At 68.0% G+C, this 18,894-nt stretch carries 16 protein-coding genes and 4 tRNA genes; 12 read left to right on the top strand and 8 right to left on the bottom strand.

The features are described 5' to 3' along the window. Nucleotides 1–173: 173 nt before the first annotated feature. The 3 genes from F3J18_RS18305 to F3J18_RS18295 all read right to left on the bottom strand — a co-directional run bounded on the left by F3J18_RS18305 (nucleotide 174) and on the right by F3J18_RS18295 (nucleotide 4,269). The gene (locus F3J18_RS18305; RefSeq protein ID WP_166913579.1) at nucleotides 174–1,928 is read right to left on the bottom strand and encodes an AMP-binding protein; all 1,755 of its coding nucleotides are present in this window, start codon (nucleotides 1,926–1,928) and stop codon (nucleotides 174–176) included. 108 nt (nucleotides 1,929–2,036) lie between these two features. Then, the gene (locus F3J18_RS18300; protein ID WP_166913578.1) at nucleotides 2,037–2,834 is read right to left on the bottom strand and encodes a TetR/AcrR family transcriptional regulator; all 798 of its coding nucleotides are present in this window, start codon (nucleotides 2,832–2,834) and stop codon (nucleotides 2,037–2,039) included. 214 nt (nucleotides 2,835–3,048) lie between these two features. Continuing rightward, entirely contained in the window at nucleotides 3,049–4,269 is a 1,221-nt protein-coding gene (locus F3J18_RS18295; protein WP_025102162.1) for an MFS transporter, read from the bottom strand. Between the two features lie 270 nt (nucleotides 4,270–4,539). Between F3J18_RS18295 and F3J18_RS18290 the strand changes: the two genes are divergently transcribed. The 3 genes from F3J18_RS18290 (at nucleotide 4,540) to F3J18_RS18280 (ending at nucleotide 7,539) form a co-directional block, all read left to right on the top strand. Then, entirely contained in the window at nucleotides 4,540–5,094 is a 555-nt protein-coding gene (locus F3J18_RS18290; RefSeq protein WP_166913577.1) for a GNAT family N-acetyltransferase, read from the top strand. Between the two features lie 101 nt (nucleotides 5,095–5,195). Next, nucleotides 5,196–5,822, top strand: a complete 627-nt coding sequence (locus F3J18_RS18285) for a ParB-like protein (protein WP_025102164.1) — start codon at nucleotides 5,196–5,198, stop codon at nucleotides 5,820–5,822. 31 nt (nucleotides 5,823–5,853) lie between these two features. Then, complete coding sequence (locus F3J18_RS18280) at nucleotides 5,854–7,539, top strand: SulP family inorganic anion transporter (RefSeq protein ID WP_025102165.1); 1,686 nt, start codon at nucleotides 5,854–5,856, stop codon at nucleotides 7,537–7,539. Between the two features lie 52 nt (nucleotides 7,540–7,591). On the opposite strand, the gene F3J18_RS18275 is transcribed toward F3J18_RS18280, so the two are convergent. The 3 genes from F3J18_RS18275 to F3J18_RS18265 form a co-directional block, all read right to left on the bottom strand. After that, a tRNA-Leu gene (locus F3J18_RS18275) sits at nucleotides 7,592–7,678 on the bottom strand. A 177-nt stretch (nucleotides 7,679–7,855) separates the two neighbouring features. Next, nucleotides 7,856–7,962: transfer RNA gene (locus F3J18_RS18270), tRNA-Ser, on the bottom strand. A 46-nt stretch (nucleotides 7,963–8,008) separates the two neighbouring features. Then, a tRNA-Leu gene (locus F3J18_RS18265) sits at nucleotides 8,009–8,095 on the bottom strand. 181 nt (nucleotides 8,096–8,276) lie between these two features. Here F3J18_RS18265 and F3J18_RS18260 point away from each other — a divergent pair. Then, nucleotides 8,277–9,011: an alanyl-tRNA editing protein gene (locus tag F3J18_RS18260; protein WP_036051736.1), complete on the top strand. Its 735-nt coding sequence runs from the start codon at nucleotides 8,277–8,279 to the stop codon at nucleotides 9,009–9,011. Between the two features lie 55 nt (nucleotides 9,012–9,066). On the opposite strand, the gene F3J18_RS18255 is transcribed toward F3J18_RS18260, so the two are convergent. Next, nucleotides 9,067–9,954: a LysR family transcriptional regulator gene (locus F3J18_RS18255; protein ID WP_025101290.1), complete on the bottom strand. Its 888-nt coding sequence runs from the start codon at nucleotides 9,952–9,954 to the stop codon at nucleotides 9,067–9,069. Between the two features lie 77 nt (nucleotides 9,955–10,031). Between F3J18_RS18255 and F3J18_RS18250 the strand changes: the two genes are divergently transcribed. The 5 genes from F3J18_RS18250 (at nucleotide 10,032) to F3J18_RS18230 (ending at nucleotide 13,835) form a co-directional block, all read left to right on the top strand. Further along, complete coding sequence (locus F3J18_RS18250; protein WP_167153388.1) at nucleotides 10,032–10,730, top strand: hypothetical protein; 699 nt, start codon at nucleotides 10,032–10,034, stop codon at nucleotides 10,728–10,730. Between the two features lie 78 nt (nucleotides 10,731–10,808). Next, on the top strand, nucleotides 10,809–11,522 hold the full coding sequence (locus tag F3J18_RS18245; RefSeq protein WP_105849408.1) for an SDR family oxidoreductase: 714 nt from the start codon (nucleotides 10,809–10,811) through the stop codon (nucleotides 11,520–11,522). A 71-nt stretch (nucleotides 11,523–11,593) separates the two neighbouring features. Beyond that, a complete protein-coding gene (locus tag F3J18_RS18240; protein ID WP_025101288.1) occupies nucleotides 11,594–11,845 on the top strand; it encodes a 4-oxalocrotonate tautomerase family protein in 252 nt (83 codons plus the stop codon). A gap of 153 nt (nucleotides 11,846–11,998) precedes the next feature. Beyond that, nucleotides 11,999–13,060, top strand: a complete 1,062-nt coding sequence (locus F3J18_RS18235) for a nitronate monooxygenase (RefSeq protein ID WP_166913575.1) — start codon at nucleotides 11,999–12,001, stop codon at nucleotides 13,058–13,060. A gap of 136 nt (nucleotides 13,061–13,196) precedes the next feature. Beyond that, nucleotides 13,197–13,835 (top strand): DNA-3-methyladenine glycosylase I, encoded by a 639-nt coding sequence (locus F3J18_RS18230; protein WP_166913574.1) that lies wholly within the window; start codon nucleotides 13,197–13,199, stop codon nucleotides 13,833–13,835. A gap of 364 nt (nucleotides 13,836–14,199) precedes the next feature. On the opposite strand, the gene F3J18_RS18225 is transcribed toward F3J18_RS18230, so the two are convergent. Then, nucleotides 14,200–14,286: transfer RNA gene (locus F3J18_RS18225), tRNA-Leu, on the bottom strand. 216 nt (nucleotides 14,287–14,502) lie between these two features. On the opposite strand from F3J18_RS18225, the gene rnr reads away from it, so the two are divergent. The 3 genes from rnr (at nucleotide 14,503) to F3J18_RS18210 (ending at nucleotide 18,883) form a co-directional block, all read left to right on the top strand. After that, on the top strand, nucleotides 14,503–16,974 hold the full coding sequence (rnr, locus tag F3J18_RS18220; RefSeq protein ID WP_166913573.1) for a ribonuclease R: 2,472 nt from the start codon (nucleotides 14,503–14,505) through the stop codon (nucleotides 16,972–16,974). Between the two features lie 153 nt (nucleotides 16,975–17,127). Next, entirely contained in the window at nucleotides 17,128–17,877 is a 750-nt protein-coding gene (gene rlmB / locus F3J18_RS18215; protein WP_166913572.1) for a 23S rRNA (guanosine(2251)-2'-O)-methyltransferase RlmB, read from the top strand. A 25-nt stretch (nucleotides 17,878–17,902) separates the two neighbouring features. Further along, nucleotides 17,903–18,883 (top strand): N-acetylmuramoyl-L-alanine amidase, encoded by a 981-nt coding sequence (locus F3J18_RS18210; RefSeq protein ID WP_240156407.1) that lies wholly within the window; start codon nucleotides 17,903–17,905, stop codon nucleotides 18,881–18,883. The last annotated feature ends 11 nt before the right edge of the window (nucleotides 18,884–18,894 follow it).

The following is an 18,894-nucleotide window of genomic DNA, read 5'->3' as shown; positions in this document are numbered from 1 at the left end:
GGCGGTACCGGCCGCGGCCGAGGCTGGCGCGGTGGCCGCCTCCTGCGCGATCGCCGGCGTGGCGGCGCATGCCGCAGCCGTTGCGAGCAGGCCGAGCAGGGCGGCGCGGCGCCAGCGCGGCGAGGGGGAAATCGAAGCCATGCCTGTCTCCTGGTGTTGTTCGGTAGCCCGAATCATTGCGATGCGGCGGCCTTGAGCCGGGCGAGTTCCTCGTCGCGCAGCGCGCGGCGCAGGATCTTGCCGACATTGGTCTGCGGCAGCGCATCGCGGAATTCGACCGCCTTCGGCATCTTGTAGCCGGTGAGGTTCTTGCGGCAGTGCGCGAGCACCTCCTCGATCGTCAGCGCGGGGTCGCGCCGCACCACGAAGGCCTTGATGCGCTCGCCCTGCGCGGGATCGGGCACGCCGATCGCGGCCGCCTCGCTGATGCCCGGATGCATCACCAGCACTTCCTCGATCTCGTTCGGATAGACGTTGAAACCCGACACCAGGATCATGTCCTTCTTGCGGTCGATCAGGCGCACGAAACCGCGCTCGTCCATCACGCCGATATCGCCGGTCGCGAGCCAGCCCTCGCGGTCGAGCACCTTGGCGGTTTCGTCGGGGCGCTGCCAGTAGCCGCGCATCACCTGCGGGCCGCGCACGCACAGCTCGCCGGCCTCGCCGATGCCGGCCCAGCTCCCGTCCTCGCGGCGCAAGCGCACCAGGGTCGAGGGCGCGGGGATGCCGATCGAGCCGTTGAAGTCGTGCATGTCGCTCAGGTCGACCGGGTTCATGGTGACGATCGGCGAGCATTCGGTCAGGCCGTAGCCTTCCACCACCGGGCAGCCGGTGACCTCCTTGAAGCGATCCGCCACCGCGCGCTGCATCGCCATGCCGCCCGCCATCGCGAGCTTGAGCTTGGAGAAATCGCGGGCGCGGAATTCCGCGTTGTCGAGGAAGGCGTTGTAGAGCGTGTTGATGCCGGTGATGCCGGTGAAGGTCTCGTTGCGCAGGATCTTCATCATCATCCTGGTGTCGCGCGGGTTGGCGATCAGGATGTTGCGCCCGCCCAGGCCCATGAAGATCAACGCATTCACGGTCAGCGAATAGATGTGATAAAGCGGCAGCGGCGTGAGCACCGTCTCGATCTCGCCCGAGACCTGGTCGGCGATCCACGACTTCGCCTGCAGCAGGTTCGCGATCAGGTTGCCGTGGGTCAGCATCGCGCCCTTCGCCACGCCGGTGGTGCCGCCCGTGTATTGCAGGAAGGCCAGGTCCTCGCGCGTGAGCGCCACCTGCACGGCGCGCCGGCCGGCGCCCTGGGCCAGCGCCGCGCGCAGCCTGACCGCCTGCGGCAGCCGGTAGGCGGGCACCAGCTTCTTGACGCGCTTGAGCACGAAGTTGATGAGGCGGCCCTTGGCGTTGAAGCCATCGGCGAGCAGGTCGCCGAGCGCGGTCACGATCACGTTGCGCACGCGCGTCTCGGGCAGCGCTTCCTCGAGCGTGTGGGCGAAGTTCTCGAATACGACGATGGTTTCCGCGCCGCTGTCCTTCAACTGATGCGCGAGCTCGCGCGCCGTGTAGAGCGGGTTGACGTTGACCACCACCGCGCCGGCCTTGAGCGCGCCGAACAGCGTGATCGGATACTGGAACGAGTTCGGCAGCATGATCGCGACGCGGTCGCCGGGCTTCACGCCGAGCTGGTGCTGCAGGTATGACGCGAAGGCCTCGGCCTTGCGCCCGAGCGCGGCATAGCCCAGTTGCGAACCGGCGCTGAGATAGGCCACGCGATCGGCGTAGCGCGAGGTGCATTCGTCGAAATACTGGGCGAGCGAGTCGTACTGCGTGAGGTCGATCTCCTGCGGCACGCCGCGCGGATAGGCCGGGAACCAGATGCCGTCGGTATTCGGCGCCGGCGCGCCGACGGGGGCAACGGTGGCGTTCATCGCTGATGTCTCCAGGTTCATTGGAATCGTGATGGGCGGCAAGCGGGCGCCTCGCGCCGGCGAACCGGCGCGAGGAAATCGACCGCGCGCGCCGTTGGGCGCCGCGCCTCAGGAAGCGTGTCGCGCGTGCAGCCGGGTACCGGCCGAGGCGCTGAACGGCCCGGCCTGCAATTCACCGCCGCCGGCGACCAGCGGGCTGCTGCGCTGCGCGTCCTCGAGCACCGCGGCGAAGATCGACATCTGCGCTGCGTCGGGCATCGGCGCCTTGAGCGCGGCGACGATCAGCGAGGACAGGCGCGCGATCATCTGCACGTCGTTCATGCTGCGGCCCTGCGAGAAATCGTCGAGCAGGCTGTCGGTTTCCGCGCCCGCCAGGGCGCCGGACAGGGCGCCGATCGCGTAGTGCAGGCGCCAGCCGAGTTCGCTGCGCGGCAGTTGCGGCAGCGCGCGCTGGAACGCCTCGAAGAAGCGTCCCGCGACGCTCGCGTAATGCGCCGACAGGAAGCTGCGCACGAAGGTCGAGGGATCGGTGTAGGCGCGCCCGATCAGCCGCAGGAAGGCGCGGCCGCCGCGCTGGGGATCGCGCGAGGCCTGCAGCGCCGGGATGAACATCGCGCCGAGCACGTGCTCGCAGGTGATGGCGGCGCCGAGCTGCGCCTCGAAGCGATCGAGGATGCGCAGGCGTTCGTCGTTGAGCTGGTCCAGGCGCCGCGAGAGCATCGCGTGGATCAGTGCCTCCTTGCTGCCGAAGTGGTAATTGACCGCCGCGAGATTGACCGCGGCACGCGACGTGATCTGCCGCATCGACATCGCCTCGAAGCCGTGTTCGACGAACAGGTCTTCGGCCGCGTCGAGTATGCGCGCCTTCGTGCCGCCGCTTTGCCGGCTGGCCTGACGAACCGCCATGTGCGCCTCCCTTTTGATCACCGTTTCGTTGCCGAACAGGCGATTCAAATCTGTAATTGAAACAAGCGTTTTTTATTAAGATAAGAAGCGTCGCGGGAGGGCGGCAAGCGTTGTCTGTGGGCGGAATCCTCTAGTGCTGGTGTGCGTTGCAGCATCATCGCGCGGGGATGCGCGCGGCGGCGCGCCTCGCGCGATGATGCGCTGCGGGTGAGGTTCAGTGGGTGGCGGCGGCTTGCGCGGCACTCTGCGTCATGTCGATGCCGCGTCGTTCGCGGCTGAACAGGATCAGCACCGCGATCACCACGGCCACCGTGCCGGCCACGATGGCCAGCGCGTGGCCGTAGTCGTTGCCGTTGTCCACGGCGAGCTGCGCCTGCATGGTGGCATTGCCCGAGGCGAGCAGGTTGCCGAGCTGGTAGACGAAACCCGGGAAGGTCGCGCGGATCTCGTCGGGCGAGATCTCGTTGAGGTGGACCGGGATCACGCCCCAGGCGCCCTGCACCGAGATCTGCATCAGGAAGGCGCCGGCCGCCAGCGCGAGCGCGCCGCTCGAGAAAGCCCACAGCGGCAGCACCGGCAGCGCGATCAGCGCGGCGATGAAGATCGCGCGGCGCCGGCCGATCTTTTCGGAGATCGAACCGAAGGCGAGGCCGCCGACGATCGCGCCGATGTTCAGGACGATGGTGATCCACGACACCGTATGCGGGTCGAAGTGATGCTGCTCGCGCAGGAAGGTCGGGTAGAGATCCTGGGTGCCGTGCGAGAAGAAGTTGAAGGCCGTCATCAGCACCACCGCGTAGACCGACAGCTTCCAGTTCTGCTTGAGGGTGGCGACCAGGCTCGGGCGCGGACGCTTTTCCATCTGCTTCCAGGCGGGCGACTCGGGCACGTGCGAGCGCACGTAGAGCACCAGCAGCGCCGGCACCACCCCGATCATGAACATGCCGCGCCAGCCGATGTACTGGTAGAGCACGCCGAACACCACCGAGGCGAGCAGATAACCGCTCGGATAACCGGCCTGCAGCAGCCCCGAGACGATGCCGCGCGAATGCGGCGGCACGGTTTCCATGGTCAGCGCGGAGCCGACGCCCCATTCGCCGCCCATCGCGATGCCGAACAGCGCGCGCATCACGAGCAGGGCGCCGAGGCTGGGCGCGAAACCCGAGGCGAGCTCCAGCACCGAATAGCAGGCGATGTTGACCATCAGGGTCGGCCGGCGGCCGAAACGGTCGGCGAGACGGCCGAAGATCAGGGCGCCGAGCGGACGCATGGCCAGGGTCAGGGTGACGGCAAAGGCCACCGCCGGGATTTTCGTATTGAATTCCGCGGCGATATCCTTCAGCACGAATACCATCAGGAAGAAATCGAAGGCGTCGAGGGTCCAGCCGAGATAGGCAGCGATCGTTACGTTTCTTTGTTCCCGGGTCCAGCTCATGGGGCAGGTCTCCTTGGTGGCGGCGCCGCGCGGCGGCAAGGCCCGCCCAGCGCGGCGCCGGGCGCGGACGGCCGGTTCAGTGTACGCCGAGCAATAAGGATCGCGTTCCGTTTGATTTCAGGCTCGGGATTAATCCCTAGTCGATTTTCGCGGGTAAATGGCAGAATGCGCAGGATTGAATTGAATATGAAAGGCATGTATTGAAACTGAATGCATGTCGTTTCAATTTTCGTAATCCGATTATTGATCGGAATCCTGCCCGGAGCGTTCATGACGGATGCCTGCCATCGACCCGAAAACGGGGTGCCGCCATTGCGCACCGAGCGACTGATCCTGCGTGCGCGCACGCTCGACGATCTCGAGGCCTGCCTGGCGATGGACCGCGATCCGGAGGTCACCCGCCATATCCCGGGGCCGTGGGGCGATCCGCTCGCGCATCGGCGCTTCGTGCTCGATCGCATCACGCGCGGCTATCCGCCGGGGCATGGCTACTGGGTGCTGGCCGAGGCGCGCGAGCCGGCGCGTTTCCTCGGCTGGGTCCTGCTGCTGCCCGTCGAGGGCAGCGAGGCGCCCGAGATCGGCTGGCGCCTGGTACGCGATGCCTGGGGGCAGGGTTATGCGAGCGAGGCGGCGGCCTGCGTGGTCCGGCATGCCTTCGATGCCGTGCAGGTCCCGGCGCTGATCGCCGACATCGCCGTCGACAATGCCGCCTCGCTGAAGCTGGCGCGCAAGCTGGGCATGCGAGCGCTCGACGTCGTCGAGGACGAATACGGTTCGTGGCTGCGGCACCGGCTCGATGCGCCGGGCGCGGCCTGTTCGCCCTGAACCGCGAGGCGCGAGTTGGGGGCTCGCCCGAGGGTCGTGCCGAACTGCACGACAGCGGCTCGCGAGGGTATCGTGGCGGATATTTCCCTGGGAGACCGACCATGGCACTGGGCCGCGATGTCCATCTGATTCCCGCCAGGCTGGCGGCGCTGAAACCCACGCAAATGACGATCGGTTTTCGCGAGGTCGAGGCCAAGCGCAAGCACTGGCAGTCGCTGGGCAAGAAGGCGCGTCGCGAGGCGATCGACCTGCACTGGTTTCCGGCCGTGCTCGGCCCCGGGCAGGCGCTGTTCATCGTCGATCACCATCATCTCGGCCGTGCCTTGCTGGAAGAGGGCGTGACCGATGTGAAGGCGATGCTGCTGAAGGACCTGTCCTGGCTCGACGACACGATCTTCTGGCGGATGATGGAGCACAACCAGTGGGTGCATCCCTTCGGTCCCGACGGTTCGCGTCACGACTACGACCGCCTGCCGGGCGTGCTCACGGCGCTGCGCGACGATCCCTATCGCAGCCTGGCCGGCGAATTGCGCACCGCCGGCGGTTACGCCAAGGACACCACGCCGTTCAGTGAATTCCTCTGGGCCGACTACCTGCGCGGCAAGATTCCGGTCGAGCGGATCCGCAAGCATTTCGCCAAGGCGCTCAAGGAGGCGCTGGCCCATGCGCACGCGCAGGATGCACGCTACCTGCCGGGCTGGACCGGCGTATTCGAGCCGAGGCCCTGAGATGGCGGTGGGACGCAAGCCGGCGGGGGCGATGCCCGCGCAGCCGGTGCCCGACGTGGCGCCGCGTGATCCCGCGCACTTCGCGGCCATCGCCGCGCCGGCCATGCCGCGCGGCGAGCGCAACTGGCGCGATGCGCTGGCCGGCCTGTCGATCGCTGGCCTGTTGATCCCCGAGGCGGTGGCCTACGCGGGACTCGCGAACCTGCCGCCGCAGGCCGGCCTGATCGCCTTGCTGGTCGGCCTGGTGGTCTACGCGGTGCTCGGCAGCAGCCGTTTCGCGATCGTCTCGTCGACTTCGTCATCGGCTGCCGTGCTGGCCGCCACCGTGTTGTCGGAAACGGGCGCCACGGCCGCCGCGCAACTGGCCCTGGCCGCTGCCCTGGTGGCCACCACCGGCGTGCTGTTCCTGATCGCCGGGGCCGCGCGGCTGGGCGGCATCTCGGACTTCATCGCCCGGCCGGTGCTGCGCGGATTCACCTTCGGCCTGGCCTTGACGATCGTGATCAAGCAGTTGCCGAAGATCCTCGTGGTGCCGGTCCATCACAGCGACACGCCGCATGTGTTCCTCGATCTGCTGCGCGGGCTGCCGCAGGCGAATCCGTCCAGCGTCGTGGTCGGGGCCGTCGCGCTGGCGATCCTGTTCCTGCTCGGCAATCGCTCGCGCGCTCCGGCGACGCTGATCGTGATCGTGCTCGGCATCGCCGCCGGTTACGGCATCGACTGGGGCGCGCACGGGGTGGCCGTGGTCGGCCGGATCGATCTGCAGCATGTGGCGCTCGGCCTGCCTTCGCTCGATCGCGCGGCCTGGACCCAGACCATCGAGCTGGGCTTCGCGCTGATGCTGATCCTGTACGCGGAGTCCTATGGTTCGATCCGCAACTTCGCGTTGAAGCATGGCGACACGATCTCGCCGAATCGCGACCTGGTCGCGCTCGGCTGCGCCAACCTGGTTTCGGGGCTGCTGCATGGCATGCCGGTCGGCGCGGGTTATTCGGCCAGTTCGGCGAACGAGGCGGCCGGCGCGCAGAGCCGGCTCGCGGGCGCCTGCGCGGCGCTCGTGATCGCGCTGATCGTCTGGCTGCTGCTGCCGCAACTGGCGCGCACGCCGGAGCCGGTGCTGGCCGCGATCGTGATCTTCGCGGTCAGCCATTCGCTGCATCCGGCCGCGTTCGGGCCTTACTGGCGCTGGCATCGCGACCGCCTGCTGGTGGTCGCGGCGATCCTGGCGGTACTCGTGCTGGGCGTGCTGAACGGCTTGCTGGTGTCGATCGCGATGAGCCTGCTGTTTACCGTGCGCAAGCTGTCCGAGCCCAAGGTCAGTGAGTTGGGGCGCTTGCGCGACAGCCGCGATTTCGTCGACGTGTCGATCCATGCCGATGCGACGCCGGTGCCCGGCATGCTGATCGTGCGGCCGGAAGGGCAGTTGTTCTTCGCGAACGCAGAGCGTGTGCTGGCACGCGTGCGGCAGCTCGCGCATGCGGCCGGAGCCCTGACGACGATCGTCCTGAGCTTGGAGGAATCGCCCGATCTCGACGGAACGGCGATCGAGGCCTTGAAGACCTTTGCTGCCGAGTGCGAGGCGCGGGGCTGGCGTTTGCGGCTGGTGCGGCTGAAGCCCGAGGTGCTCGAGGTGTTGCGGCGGGCCAGTGACGACGGGCTGCGGGAGGAGGCGCTGTCGGAGCTGAGTGTGGATGACGCGGTGGCGCGCTGTGGGTGAGGGCGCTTGAAATGAAAAAAGGCCGGCATAAAGCCGACCTTTTTAGAACTTGTGGTGCCCAGGAGAGGACTCGAACCTCCACGATGTTGCCACCGCTAGGACCTGAACCTAGTGCGTCTACCAATTCCGCCACCTGGGCACAAGCTGCATCTCAAGCAAGAATGCGATTATAGAGGAGCCAGATCCCTTGTCAACGGTTTTTCGGGACAAATCGAATTTTTTTCGTTGAGCACGTTCATTGCGGGAAATAGCGCTTCCTGCTTGCGCCTGGCTTGAAATGAAAAAAGCCGGCACGAGGCCGGCTTTTCAAAACTTGTGGTGCCCAGGAGGGGACTCGGTCACGCCGGCGCGACCCCGGCCTGGCTTGCAAGCCAGGCCTTTCGAGGCCTCCCGCAAAGCGCGCAGGCGCTTTGCTTCCTGGGCTTGAAATGAAAAAAGGCCGGCATAAAGCCGACCTTTTTAGAACTTGTGGTGCCCAGGAGAGGACTCGAACCTCCACGATGTTGCCACCGCTAGGACCTGAACCTAGTGCGTCTACCAATTCCGCCACCTGGGCACAAGCTGCATCTCAAGCAAGAATGCGATTATAGCGTGCCCAAGAACGCTGTCAATACTTTTTGAAGCGAGTCGTACATTTTCCCTCGGCATGCCCCATGATCGCGATAGCCATCGTGCCGCGAGCACGAAGCCTGTCTTGCCTCGCCATTCCTCCAACCAAGATCCCCCGAGGTTATTCGATGCCCACGTCAGCCCTGTTCCGCGACGATCCCTATCTGCGCCAATGCACCACCCGCGTCACGCATATCGACGAATCCGGTCTCACGCTGGAGCGCACCGTGTTCTACCCGCATGGCGGCGGTCAGCTCGGCGACACGGGTGTCATCACGCTGGGCGACGGCAGCCGCCTCGCGATCGCCGATGCGCGCAAGAGCCAGCTCCCCGGCGCCACGCCGGACGACGTGCTCCACGTGCCCGCGCCGGACCAGCTTGCCGTGCTGTCGAAGCTCGCCGTCGGCGATGAAGTCGCGATCGAGATCGACTGGGCACGGCGCAACCGGATGATGCGCCTGCACACCGCATCGCACCTGATGTGCGGCGCGCTGCCGTATCCCGTCGATGGTTGCAGCATCACGCCCGATTACGCGCGACTCGATTTCGTGACCAGCGAGCCGCTGGCGCGCGAGGAGATCGACGCGACCCTGGCGAAGTGGGTGGAGGCCGCGCGCGCCGTGACGATCGAGCAGATCAGCGACGAGGCGCTGCAGGCCAATCCCGACCTGGTGCGCACCATGAGCGTCAAGCCGCCGAGCGGTTTCGGCACGGTGCGCCTGGTGCGCATCGACGGCATCGACCTGCAGCCCTGCGGCGGCACGCATGTCGCCAACACGGCCGAGATCGGGCCGATCCACGTGACCAAGATGGAGAAGAAAACCGCGCGTACGCGCCGCGTCGTGCTCGGTTTCATCGAGTGAGGCCGGCGCGGGCAGGGCGAGCCGGCTCGTCGCGAGGCCGCAAGCCGGGCGCGGCTCAGGCTTCGAACAGGTCCCGCGCTTCCTCGAAGCGCCGCGTCAGGTAGTCGACCACGGTTCGGATCGGCAGGTCCTTGCGGTCCTGTCGCCGGATCAGCAGCCAGATGTCACGCGAGGGCCGCACCGGGCTCAGCGCGCAGGCGCGCAACTCGGGCAACTGGCGCCCCACGTAATGCGGCAGCATCGCCAGCCCGACGCCCGCGCAGGCCGCGGTGGCCTGCGCGACGTGGTTGTTGGCGCGAAACGCGATCCGCGCCTGCGGATAGTGCTGGCCGAGCCAGCTCGCATCCGGCATATGGCTGTTCGCTTCGTCGAAACCCACCAGGGTCGGTGCCTCGCCGCCTTCCACGCGCTCGCAGACGGCCGGCGTGCCATAAAAGCCGAAATCCATCGATCCGACCGGCTTGGCGATGAAGTCGCCGTCCTCGGGCTTGTCGATGCGCACCGCGAGATCGGCTTCGTGCCGCTCGAGGCTGATCGAGCGCAGGTCCGTCGCCAGGTCGATGTCGAGCCCGGGGAACAGGATCGGCACCTCGGCCAGACGGCGCGTCAGGAAAGCCTGCGAGAGCGCGGGCGGCGCATTCACGCGCACGATGCCCTTCGGCGCATCGTCGGTACCGCCGCGCCCCAGCGTCTGCACCGCCGTCTCCATGTCGCTTGCCACGCTCAGGGCGCGCGTGCCGGCCGGCGTCAGCACATAACCTTCCGGCCGGCGTTCCGCCAGCTTCTCGCCGAGCGTGGCCTCCAGCGACTGGATTCGTCGCGAAATCGTCGCGTGGTTGACCCCCAGTGCGCGTGCGGCTGCCGACAGGCTCCCGTGGCGCCCCAGCGCCAGGAACACGCGAACATCCTGCCAATCGACCTCTGTGCGTTTTTTCTCAGCCATTGAGAGAGGATAGCGGATTTTGCGGAGGCGGCAAGCGGCATACGCTTGCGTCCATGTCATGCAACACGGTGCTTCCGATGCCAACCGCAACCGCCAAGCTCAGCGCACTCGAGGGCGCCGTCATCCGGATCGAGATCGATTCGATGCGGATGCTGGCGATTCCCGAATGGCGGGACGGCCCGGCGGCACTGCGGCAAGCGGCGGCCGGTGCCGCCGGCATCGGCGAGCTCGATGCGCTGCTGCTCGGCGGCGGCGTGTCGAGCGGCGGACGCGAGGCAGGCTTGCCGGCCGCTCGACGCGTCTACGCGAGCAAGCCGGTGGCGGCATGCCTTGGCGGCGGCGCGGTCGGGCTCGCGGCGTACGAGACCGGCACGCTCTGCCGCGATGGCCTGACGCGCCTGCTGGTCACGGCCACGCCGGCCGGCAGCGGGGGCGACGAGGCGGAGATCGGATTCGTGCTGGGTTCGGTGCGGCCGGGCGACCTGCTGTACCTGCCGGGCGTTGGGGTATCGCCCGAAGGCGTGACCGACGTTGCCGACCGCTTTGCGCCACGAGCGGTGCTGCTGGGTGCGAGCTGGTTCGATCGTCGATGCGGGCCGGGCAGCCGTGACGACGACCTGGCATGGGTGGTGGCGCGGGCGTTTCCGAATGCCGTGCTGCTGGTGGGCGATGGATGGCCCGAGGCAGCCCGATCGCCCTTGGCCGGACGTGCTCGCCCCGATCTGGCCTCGCGCTTGACATTCTTCAGGAAGGGCAGGCCGCTCGCGATCACGTGACAGCCTGAAGCAGGACCCGCGATGGATGCCCGAACGGACATCCTGGTAGTTAGTCAACCTAATCAGTGGAGCAGAACCATGAGCAATCAGCAGAAAGTCGCCATCGTGACGGGCGCATCGCAAGGCATCGGCGCCGGCATCGTCGAGGCCTATCGCAAGCAGGGTTACGCGGTGGTCGCGAATTCTCGCAACATCCGCCAGAGTGACGACGCGGGCGTGGTGGCGGTGCCGGGCAACATCAGCGATCGCGAGGTCGCGCAGCAGGTGGTGAAGACGGCGCTCGATCGCTTCGGCCGCATCGATACGCTGATCAACAATGCCGGCATCTTCATCGGCAAGCCGTTCACCGAATACACGCCCGAGGAGTTCACGCGGGTACTGAGCGTAAACCTGGGCGGCTTCTTCCACGTCACCCAGCTGGCGCTCGAGCCGATGCTCGCGCAGCGTCACGGCCACGTCGTGCAGATCACCACCACGCTGGTGCGCCAGGCGATCAGCGGCGCGCCCTCGGGGCTCGCCACGCTGACCAAGGGCGGTCTCGACGCGGTCACGCGTGGCCTGGCGATCGAGTACGCGAAGAGCGGCGTGCGAGTGAACGCGGTGGCGCCCGGCATCATCAAGACGCCGATGCACCCGGCCGAAACCCATGCCTTCCTCGACAACCTGCACCCGATGGGCCGCATGGGCGAGGTGTCCGAGATCGTCGACGCGGTGATGTACCTCGAGCGCGCCGGTTTCGTGACCGGCGAGACGCTCAGCGTCGACGGCGGCCAGCACGCCGGCCGCTGGTAAGCACCGCGCGAGGGCCGGCGTTGTCACCGCCGGCCCTCGCCGTCCTGGACATTCGAACAAGGAGAAGCACCATGCCGTACGTCAATATCAAGGTCACCCGCGAGGGCACCGCGCCCGGCGCCAGCGCCACCACGCCCGAGCAGAAGAAGGCGCTGATCAAGGGCGTCAGCGAGCTGCTGTTCGAGGTGATGGGCAAGCCGCATCACACCACCTTCGTGGTGATCGACGAGGTCGAGCTCGACAGTTGGGGCGTGGGCGGCGTCACGACCCCCGAATGGCGCGAGCAGCAGCGTGCCGCCGCCAAGGCCGGCGGCGACGCTTGAGGCGCGAAGCGCCGGAACCACGAAGCGCGGGCGGCAGATGGCGAGCCGGATGCCGAACGCGCGGCTGAGGTAGGATGGCGCGCGTCGACGACCGGCGCGTTTCGCGAAGCAGGCGCGCGCGATGAGCGGCATCGCCGCAGGGAGAACGCAAGCATGGGCAACTGGCAAGACAATCGAATTCTCGACCTGTTCGGCATCGAACTGCCGATCATCCAGGCGCCGATGGCCGGCGCGACCACGCCCGAGATGGTGATCGCCACCAGCGAGGCGGGTGGGCTCGGCTCGCTGCCGGGCGCGATGCTGTCGGTCGAGCAGATGAAGGCGGCGCTCGACCGGATTCGTGGCGCCACCACCCGGCCGATCAACCTCAATTTCTTCGCGCATACCGATCCCGCGCCGGATCCGGCCGGCCAGCTCGCCTGGCGGGCGGCGCTGGCGCGCTATTACGTCGAGCTCGGGCTCGATCCGGCCGAGCCGGTGCCGTCGGCCGGGCGCGCGCCCTTCAATGCCGCCTATTGCGAGGTGGTGGAGGCTTATCGGCCCGAGGTCGTCAGCTTCCATTTCGGCCTGCCGGAAGCCGCCTTGCTGGCGCGCGTCAAGCGGGCCGGCGCGCGCGTGATCGCCTCGGCCACCACGGTCAGGGAAGCGCGCTGGCTGGTCGAGCGCGGCGTCGACGCGGTGATCGCGATGGGCTACGAGGCCGGCGGCCATCGCGGCAATTTCCTCTCGGACGACATGTCGACCCAGGTCGGCACGCTGGCCCTGGTGCCGCAGATCGTCGACGCGGTACCGGTGCCGGTGATCGCCGCCGGCGGCATCGCCGATCCGCGCGGCGTGCGGGCTGCCTTCGCGCTCGGCGCCTCGGCCGTGCAGGTCGGCACGGCCTATCTGCTGACGCCCGAAGCCAAGGTGAGCGCCTTCCACCGCGACGCGCTGCGTACCGCCGGCGAGGACGAGACCGCGCTGACCAACCTGTTTACCGGGCGGCCCGCGCGTGGTATCGCGAATCGCCTGATGCGCGAGATCGGCCCGATGTCCAAGGTGGCGCCGGCGTTCCCGACCGCCGGCGGCGCGCTGGCGCCGCTGCGTGCGGTGACCGAGAAGACAGGGCGTTCCGATTTCAGCAACATGTGGTCGGGGCAGGCGGCGCGGCTTGCGCGCGAGATGTCCTCGACCGCGCTGACGCGTTACCTGGTCGAGGCCGATGCGTCCTGAGCGGTGCTTGCGGACTTGAGCGGGTCGCCGGCCCGCGGCGGGTTTCGTGTGAGATAGTGCGCAGTCGCGTGGCGCCGGGTCGAGGTTCGGTGTCGCGCGCTGGTTTTTCCCGCAACGAAACCCGCGTCATTGCCCGATGAGCACGATCCCGAAGAAGGCCACGAAACCCCAGGCAGCCCGACCCGTCGAGGTCGTCGTCGGCGAGGATGGACTCGCGCGTCCGCCTTGGGCCGCGGTCGATCCGCTGCTCAAGCACTATTACGACACCGAGTGGGGCATGCCGGTGTGCGACGAGCAGGGCCTGTTCGAGCGGCTTAGCCTGGAAGCTTTCCAGTCGGGCTTGTCCTGGCTGACCATCCTGCGCAAGCGCGAGGCGTTCCGCGACGCATTTCGCGGTTTCGTCCCGGAGCAGGTGGCTGCCTTCGGCGAGCGCGATGTCGAGCGGCTGCTGGCGGACGAGCGGATCATCCGCAACCGCTCGAAGATCCTCGCGGCGATCAACAACGCGGCGGCGACGATCCGTCTGCGCGAGGAGGGCGGCCTGGCCGAGTTCATCTGGTCGTTCCGGCCGGACAAGACGCCCGAGCCGCGCACGGTGGACGAGATTCCGACCACGTCGCCCGAATCGGAGGCGCTGAGCAAGGGGCTGCGCAAGCGCGGCTTCGTGTTCGTCGGGCCGACCACCATGTTCGCGCTGATGGAGGCGACGGGGATCGTGGATACGCATCTGATGGCGAGCCATCGGCGCGGATGTTCGGGAGTGTGGGGGCGGTAAGGCGCGAGGGCGAGCCGGAAATGAAAAAAGCCGGCACGAGGCCGGCTTTTCAAAAACTTGTGGTGCCCAGGAGAGGACTCGGTCACGCCAGCGCGACCCCGGCCTGGCTTGCAAGCCAGGCCTTTCGAGTCCTCCCGCAAAGCGCGCAGGCGCTTTGCTTCCTGGGCTTGAAATGAAAAAGGCCGGCATAAAGCCGGCCTTTCAAAAACTTGTGGTGCCCAGGAGAGGACTCGGTCACGCCAGCGCGACCCCGGCCTGGCTTGCAAGCCAGGCCTTTCGAGTCCTCCCGCAAAGCGCGCAGGCGCTTTGCTTCCTGGGCTTGAAATGAAAAAGGCCGGCATAAAGCCGGCCTTTCAAAAACTTGTGGTGCCCAGGAGAGGACTCGAACCTCCACGGTGTTGCCACCGCTAGGACCTGAACCTAGTGCGTCTACCAATTCCGCCACCTGGGCACAAGCTGCATCAATCAAGACCGCAATCTTAGCATGATGAATGGACGTGTCAACAAGTTTTTGCATCGCCGCGCCGGACGGGCCGCTCGCGGCGGGCCGTCCGCGCTTCGCGGTTTTTGGCGCGGCCACGGGTGATAGAATGGCCCGCAACCTGGCGTCCGATCGTTCGAACCGGACAGGTAAGTCCACGCAACGAGAACAACCATCGACAAGCCCTTGAGCAAGTATCCGTATCCCATTCCGAGCCGCGAGGAAATTCTCGGCGTGCTGCGTACGAGCGACGCACCGCTGGCCGCGAACGACATCGCCGAGGCGCTGTCGATCAAGCGCCAGGAACGCGAGGGTTTCTTCCGGCGCGTCGCCGCCATGGAACGCGACGGCCAGATCCGGCTCGACAAGCGCGGGCATTATCAACTGACCCATCCTTCGAACTTCGTCGCAGGCCGCGTGCAGGGCCATCGCGACGGCTACGGCTTCCTGATCCGCGACGACGGCCAGGACGACCTGTTCCTGCCCAGCGGCGAGATGCAGAAGGTCATGCACAACGATCGCGTGCTCGCGCGGATCGTCGGCTACGACCGTCGCGGCCGCCCGGAAGGGCATGTGGTCGAGGTCACCGATCGCGCCAACAAGCGCGTGATCGGCCGCCTGCTCAACGAGAACGGCGCGCTGATCGTGGCTCCCGAGGACAAGCGGATCGGCCACGACATCCTGATCTCGCAGAACGCCAAGAAGGCCAAGGTCGGCCAGGTGGTGGTGGTCGAGCTGACCGATTTCCCCAGCCGTCATTCGCAGCCGCTCGGCCGCGTGACCGAGGTGCTCGGCGATATCGACGATCCCGGCATGGAGATCGAGATCGCGGTGCGCAAGTACGGCGTGCCGCACGAGTTCAGCCCGGCGGCCCTGGCCGCCTCGGCCGCGCTGCCCGACAAGGTTCGTCCGATCGACCTGCGCTACCGCGTGGACCTGCGCGACGTGCCGCTGGTCACGATCGACGGCGAGGACGCGCGCGACTTCGACGATGCCGTCTACTGCGAGCCGATGAAGGTCGGCCGCGGCGACGGCTACCGCCTGATCGTCGCGATCGCCGACGTCTCGCACTACGTGAAGCCGGGCGAGGCGCTCGATGTCGACGCGCTGGAGCGCAGCACCTCGGTGTACTTCCCGCGCCGCGTGATCCCGATGCTGCCCGAGAAGCTGTCCAACGGCCTGTGCTCGCTGAACCCGGCGGTGGACCGCTGCACCCTGGTCTGCGACATGGTGGTGACCGCGCGCGGCGAGGTGAAGGGCTACCAGTTCTACCCGGCCGTGATCCACTCGGCCGCGCGGCTCACCTACACCGAAGTGGCGGCCGTGCTCGGCAACACCAAGGGCCCCGAGGCCGCGCGCCGCGCCGAGCTGCTGCCCTACCTGCAGAATCTCTACGGCGTGTTCAAGGCGCTGTTCGCGGCACGCCAGAAGCGCGGCGCGATCGACTTCGACACCACCGAGACCTACATCGTCTGCAATGCGCAGGGCAAGATCGAGCAGATCCTGCCGCGCCAGCGCAACGACGCGCACAAGCTGATCGAGGAATGCATGCTGGCCGCCAACGTCTGCGCGGCCGATTTCATGAAGCGTCACAAGCAGCCGGGCCTGTACCGCATCCACGCAGGCCCGACCGCCGAGAAGCTCGAGAACCTGCGTTCCTTCCTGCGCGGCATGGGGCTCACGCTGGGCGGCGGCGATACCCCGCACGCCAGCGACTACGCCGCGCTGATGGCGAAGATCCGCGACCGGCCCGATGCGCAAATGCTGCAGCCGATGCTGCTGCGCTCGATGCAGCAGGCCGTCTACAGCCCGGACAATATCGGCCACTTCGGTCTCGCCTACGATGCCTACGCGCATTTCACGAGCCCGATCCGCCGCTATCCCGACTTGCTCACGCACCGCGCGATCTACGCGATCCTGTCGGGCCAGAAGTACACGCCCAAGGCGCCCGAGGGCGTCGAGCTGAACACGGCGATCTCGCCGCGTGCCCGCGCGATGCAGAAGGAAGACGACGCCGCGCGCAATCGCACCCGCAGCAACAACGCGATCTGGGACGAGCTCGGCCTGCATTGCTCGGCCAACGAGCGCCGCGCCGACGAAGCCTCGCGCGACGTCGAGGCCTGGCTCAAGTGCTATTTCATGCGCGACAAGCTCGGCGAGGAATACGGCGGGATGGTCAACGGCGTGACGCCGTTCGGCATCTTCGTGCAGCTCGACACGCTGTTCATCGAAGGGCTGGTGCACGTCACCGAGCTCGGCTCCGACTACTTCCAGTACGACGAGATCAAGAACGAACTGCGCGGCGAGCGCACCGGCATCCGCTACCGGCTCTCCGACCGCGTGCGCGTGCAGGTCAGCCGCGTCGATCTCGATGCACGCAAGATCGACTTCCGCCTGGTGCGCGACACGCCCGTGAAGACGCCGCGCGGGCCAGCGCCGACGCCGGCCGCGGCCGAGCGCGGCGGTGCGCGCGTGCGGGCGATGCCGGGCATCACCTCGAGCGAGGACGAGCTGCCGGCACGTCGCAAGAAGCCCGTCGCGAGCCCGAGCGCGCCGGCCGCCAAGGAAGCGCGTCCCGCGCATCCCGCCGCGAAGAAGAAGGGCGGGCCGGCCTCGAAGTCGCCGGCCAAGAAGGCGCGACCGCGCAAGAAATATTGATGCCGCGGCCGGCGCCACGAGGTGCCGGCCCGTCGAGCCGAAGCCCAGAAGACGCCGCGTTGTCCGGCCCGCCGCCGGTCACGCGGCGCTTGCGTTTTACCATTGCGCGATGCGCGCCGAGCGCGCCGCGCCCAGATGAAGGTAGCTCCAGTCATGTCACGTTTGAAGGTTCTCTACGGTTTTCACGCGGTCACCGCGCGGCTGCGCCACGATGCGTCGACGGTCGCCGAGGTCTTGTACGACCAGACGCGGCGCGATCGCCGCATGATCGATTTCCTCGCCACCGCGAAGGAGGCCGGGGTCCGGCTGATCGCGGCCGACGAGACGCGCCTCTGGGGGCTCGCGCATACCGAGCGCCACCAGGGCGTGGTGGCGCGCGTCGAGGACCTGCCGCTCGCGCAGAACCTGGCCGAGCTGCTCGACGGCATCCAGGGCCCGGCGCTGCTGCTGGTGCTCGACGGCGTGACCGATCCGCATAATCTCGGCGCCTGCCTGCGGGTGGCCGACGCGGCCGGCGCGCATGCCATCATCGCGCCGCGCGACCGCGCGGTCGGCCTTAACGCGACGGCGGCCAAGGTCGCCAGCGGCGCCGCCGACACGGTGCCCTACATCACCGTCACCAACCTGGCGCGCGCGCTGCGCGAGCTCAAGGATGCCGGCGTGTGGGTGATCGGCACCGACGACGACGCCGGCGCGAGCCTCTACGAGACCAAGCTGGACGGCCCGGTCGCGCTGGTGATGGGCGCCGAGGGCGAGGGCATGCGCCGTCTCACGCGCGACACCTGCGACGACGTGATGAACATCCCGATGGCCGGCAGCGTCGAGAGCCTGAACGTCTCGGTGGCCAGCGGCGTGTGCCTGTACGAGGCGGTGCGCCAGCGTCGCGCGGCGCTCGCGAAGTAAGCGCGCACGGCGAGGAGCGCGCGCGATGATGAAATCGCTTGCCCCGATCGCCACGGCGGCGCGGCTCGCCCGCGTGGCCGGCGCGCGGGCCGCGTCCGCCTCGCGGGTGCTGGCGTTCGGCTGCGCGGCGGCCTTGCTCGCCGCCTGCGCCTCGCCGAGGCTGGTCGAGCGCGATGGTTACGTCGCCGATACGAGCCACCCGGCGCGCGGCGCCGATTCGCGCGTGCGCTTCCTGGTGCTGCACTACACGGAGTCGGACGACCAGCGCGCGCTGTTCGTGCTGACCCACAACGAGGTCAGCGCGCACTACCTGGTGCCGAGCCATCCGCCGCGCCGCAACGGCGAGCCGGTGGTGCTGCAGCTGGTGCCCGAGAACCAGCGCGCCTGGCATGCCGGCGTCAGCGACTGGCAGGGCACCACCGAACTCAACGCGGCCTCGATCGGCATCGAGATCGTCAACGCCGGCCCGCTCGACGCACCGGCCAATCGTCATTGGCAGCCTTATGCGCCGGACCAGATCGAGGCCGTGGTGAAGCTGGCGAAGGACATCGTCACGCGCTACGGCATCCCGCCCACGCGCGTGGTCGCCCATAGCGACATCGCCCCGCAGCGCAAGATCGATCCGGGCCCGGCCTTCCCGTGGCAGGCGCTGGCGCGCGCCGGCATCGGCGCCTGGCCCGACGATGCGACCGTGGCGGCCAGGCTGGCCGGCCGTGCGCCGGGCGACCCGGCCGACGTGCGCGGCCTGCAACTGAAGCTGGCGCGCTACGGCTACGAGGTGGCCACCGACGGCGTGCTCGACGCGCGCACGCGGCGCGTGTTCGCGGCCTTCCAGATGCATTTCCGTCCCGCCGACTATTCGGGCAACCCGGACGCGCAGACCGATGCGATCGCGCAGGCCCTGCTCGACAAGTATTTTCCCGGCGCGGCACCCTCGGCCGGCATCACGCCCCCCGCGTCGGCACCGGCATCCGCGCCGGCCGGCGTCGAACCCGAGGCGCCCTGATTCAAGGTGGC

Origin of the sequence: Burkholderia sp. Ax-1720 (assembly GCF_011753035.1) — a bacterium.
GTDB classification, from domain to species: Bacteria; Pseudomonadota; Gammaproteobacteria; order Burkholderiales; family Burkholderiaceae; genus Burkholderia; species Burkholderia gladioli.
The sequence above is the reverse complement of the archived record's forward strand: the minus strand, read 5'-3'. Positions and strand labels throughout refer to the sequence as shown.

Excerpts from the sequence above, each read along its gene's own strand:
- F3J18_RS18255 (WP_025101290.1), bottom strand. The coding sequence starts at position 9,954 with ATGGCTGAGAAAAAACGCACAGAGGTCGATTGGCAGGATGTTCGCGTG.
- F3J18_RS18280 (WP_025102165.1), top strand. The coding sequence starts at position 5,854 with ATGCCCGCGCAGCCGGTGCCCGACGTGGCGCCGCGTGATCCCGCGCAC.
- F3J18_RS18245 (WP_105849408.1), top strand. The coding sequence starts at position 10,809 with ATGAGCAATCAGCAGAAAGTCGCCATCGTGACGGGCGCATCGCAAGGC.
- F3J18_RS18305 (WP_166913579.1), bottom strand. The coding sequence starts at position 1,928 with ATGAACGCCACCGTTGCCCCCGTCGGCGCGCCGGCGCCGAATACCGAC.
- F3J18_RS18230 (WP_166913574.1), top strand. The coding sequence starts at position 13,197 with ATGAGCACGATCCCGAAGAAGGCCACGAAACCCCAGGCAGCCCGACCC.
- F3J18_RS18300 (WP_166913578.1), bottom strand. The coding sequence starts at position 2,834 with ATGGCGGTTCGTCAGGCCAGCCGGCAAAGCGGCGGCACGAAGGCGCGC.
- F3J18_RS18285 (WP_025102164.1), top strand. The coding sequence starts at position 5,196 with ATGGCACTGGGCCGCGATGTCCATCTGATTCCCGCCAGGCTGGCGGCG.
- F3J18_RS18240 (WP_025101288.1), top strand. The coding sequence starts at position 11,594 with ATGCCGTACGTCAATATCAAGGTCACCCGCGAGGGCACCGCGCCCGGC.
- rlmB (WP_166913572.1), top strand. The coding sequence starts at position 17,128 with ATGTCACGTTTGAAGGTTCTCTACGGTTTTCACGCGGTCACCGCGCGG.
- F3J18_RS18290 (WP_166913577.1), top strand. The coding sequence starts at position 4,540 with ATGACGGATGCCTGCCATCGACCCGAAAACGGGGTGCCGCCATTGCGC.
- F3J18_RS18250 (WP_167153388.1), top strand. The coding sequence starts at position 10,032 with ATGCCAACCGCAACCGCCAAGCTCAGCGCACTCGAGGGCGCCGTCATC.
- F3J18_RS18260 (WP_036051736.1), top strand. The coding sequence starts at position 8,277 with ATGCCCACGTCAGCCCTGTTCCGCGACGATCCCTATCTGCGCCAATGC.
- F3J18_RS18235 (WP_166913575.1), top strand. The coding sequence starts at position 11,999 with ATGGGCAACTGGCAAGACAATCGAATTCTCGACCTGTTCGGCATCGAA.
- F3J18_RS18210 (WP_240156407.1), top strand. The coding sequence starts at position 17,903 with ATGATGAAATCGCTTGCCCCGATCGCCACGGCGGCGCGGCTCGCCCGC.
- F3J18_RS18295 (WP_025102162.1), bottom strand. The coding sequence starts at position 4,269 with ATGAGCTGGACCCGGGAACAAAGAAACGTAACGATCGCTGCCTATCTC.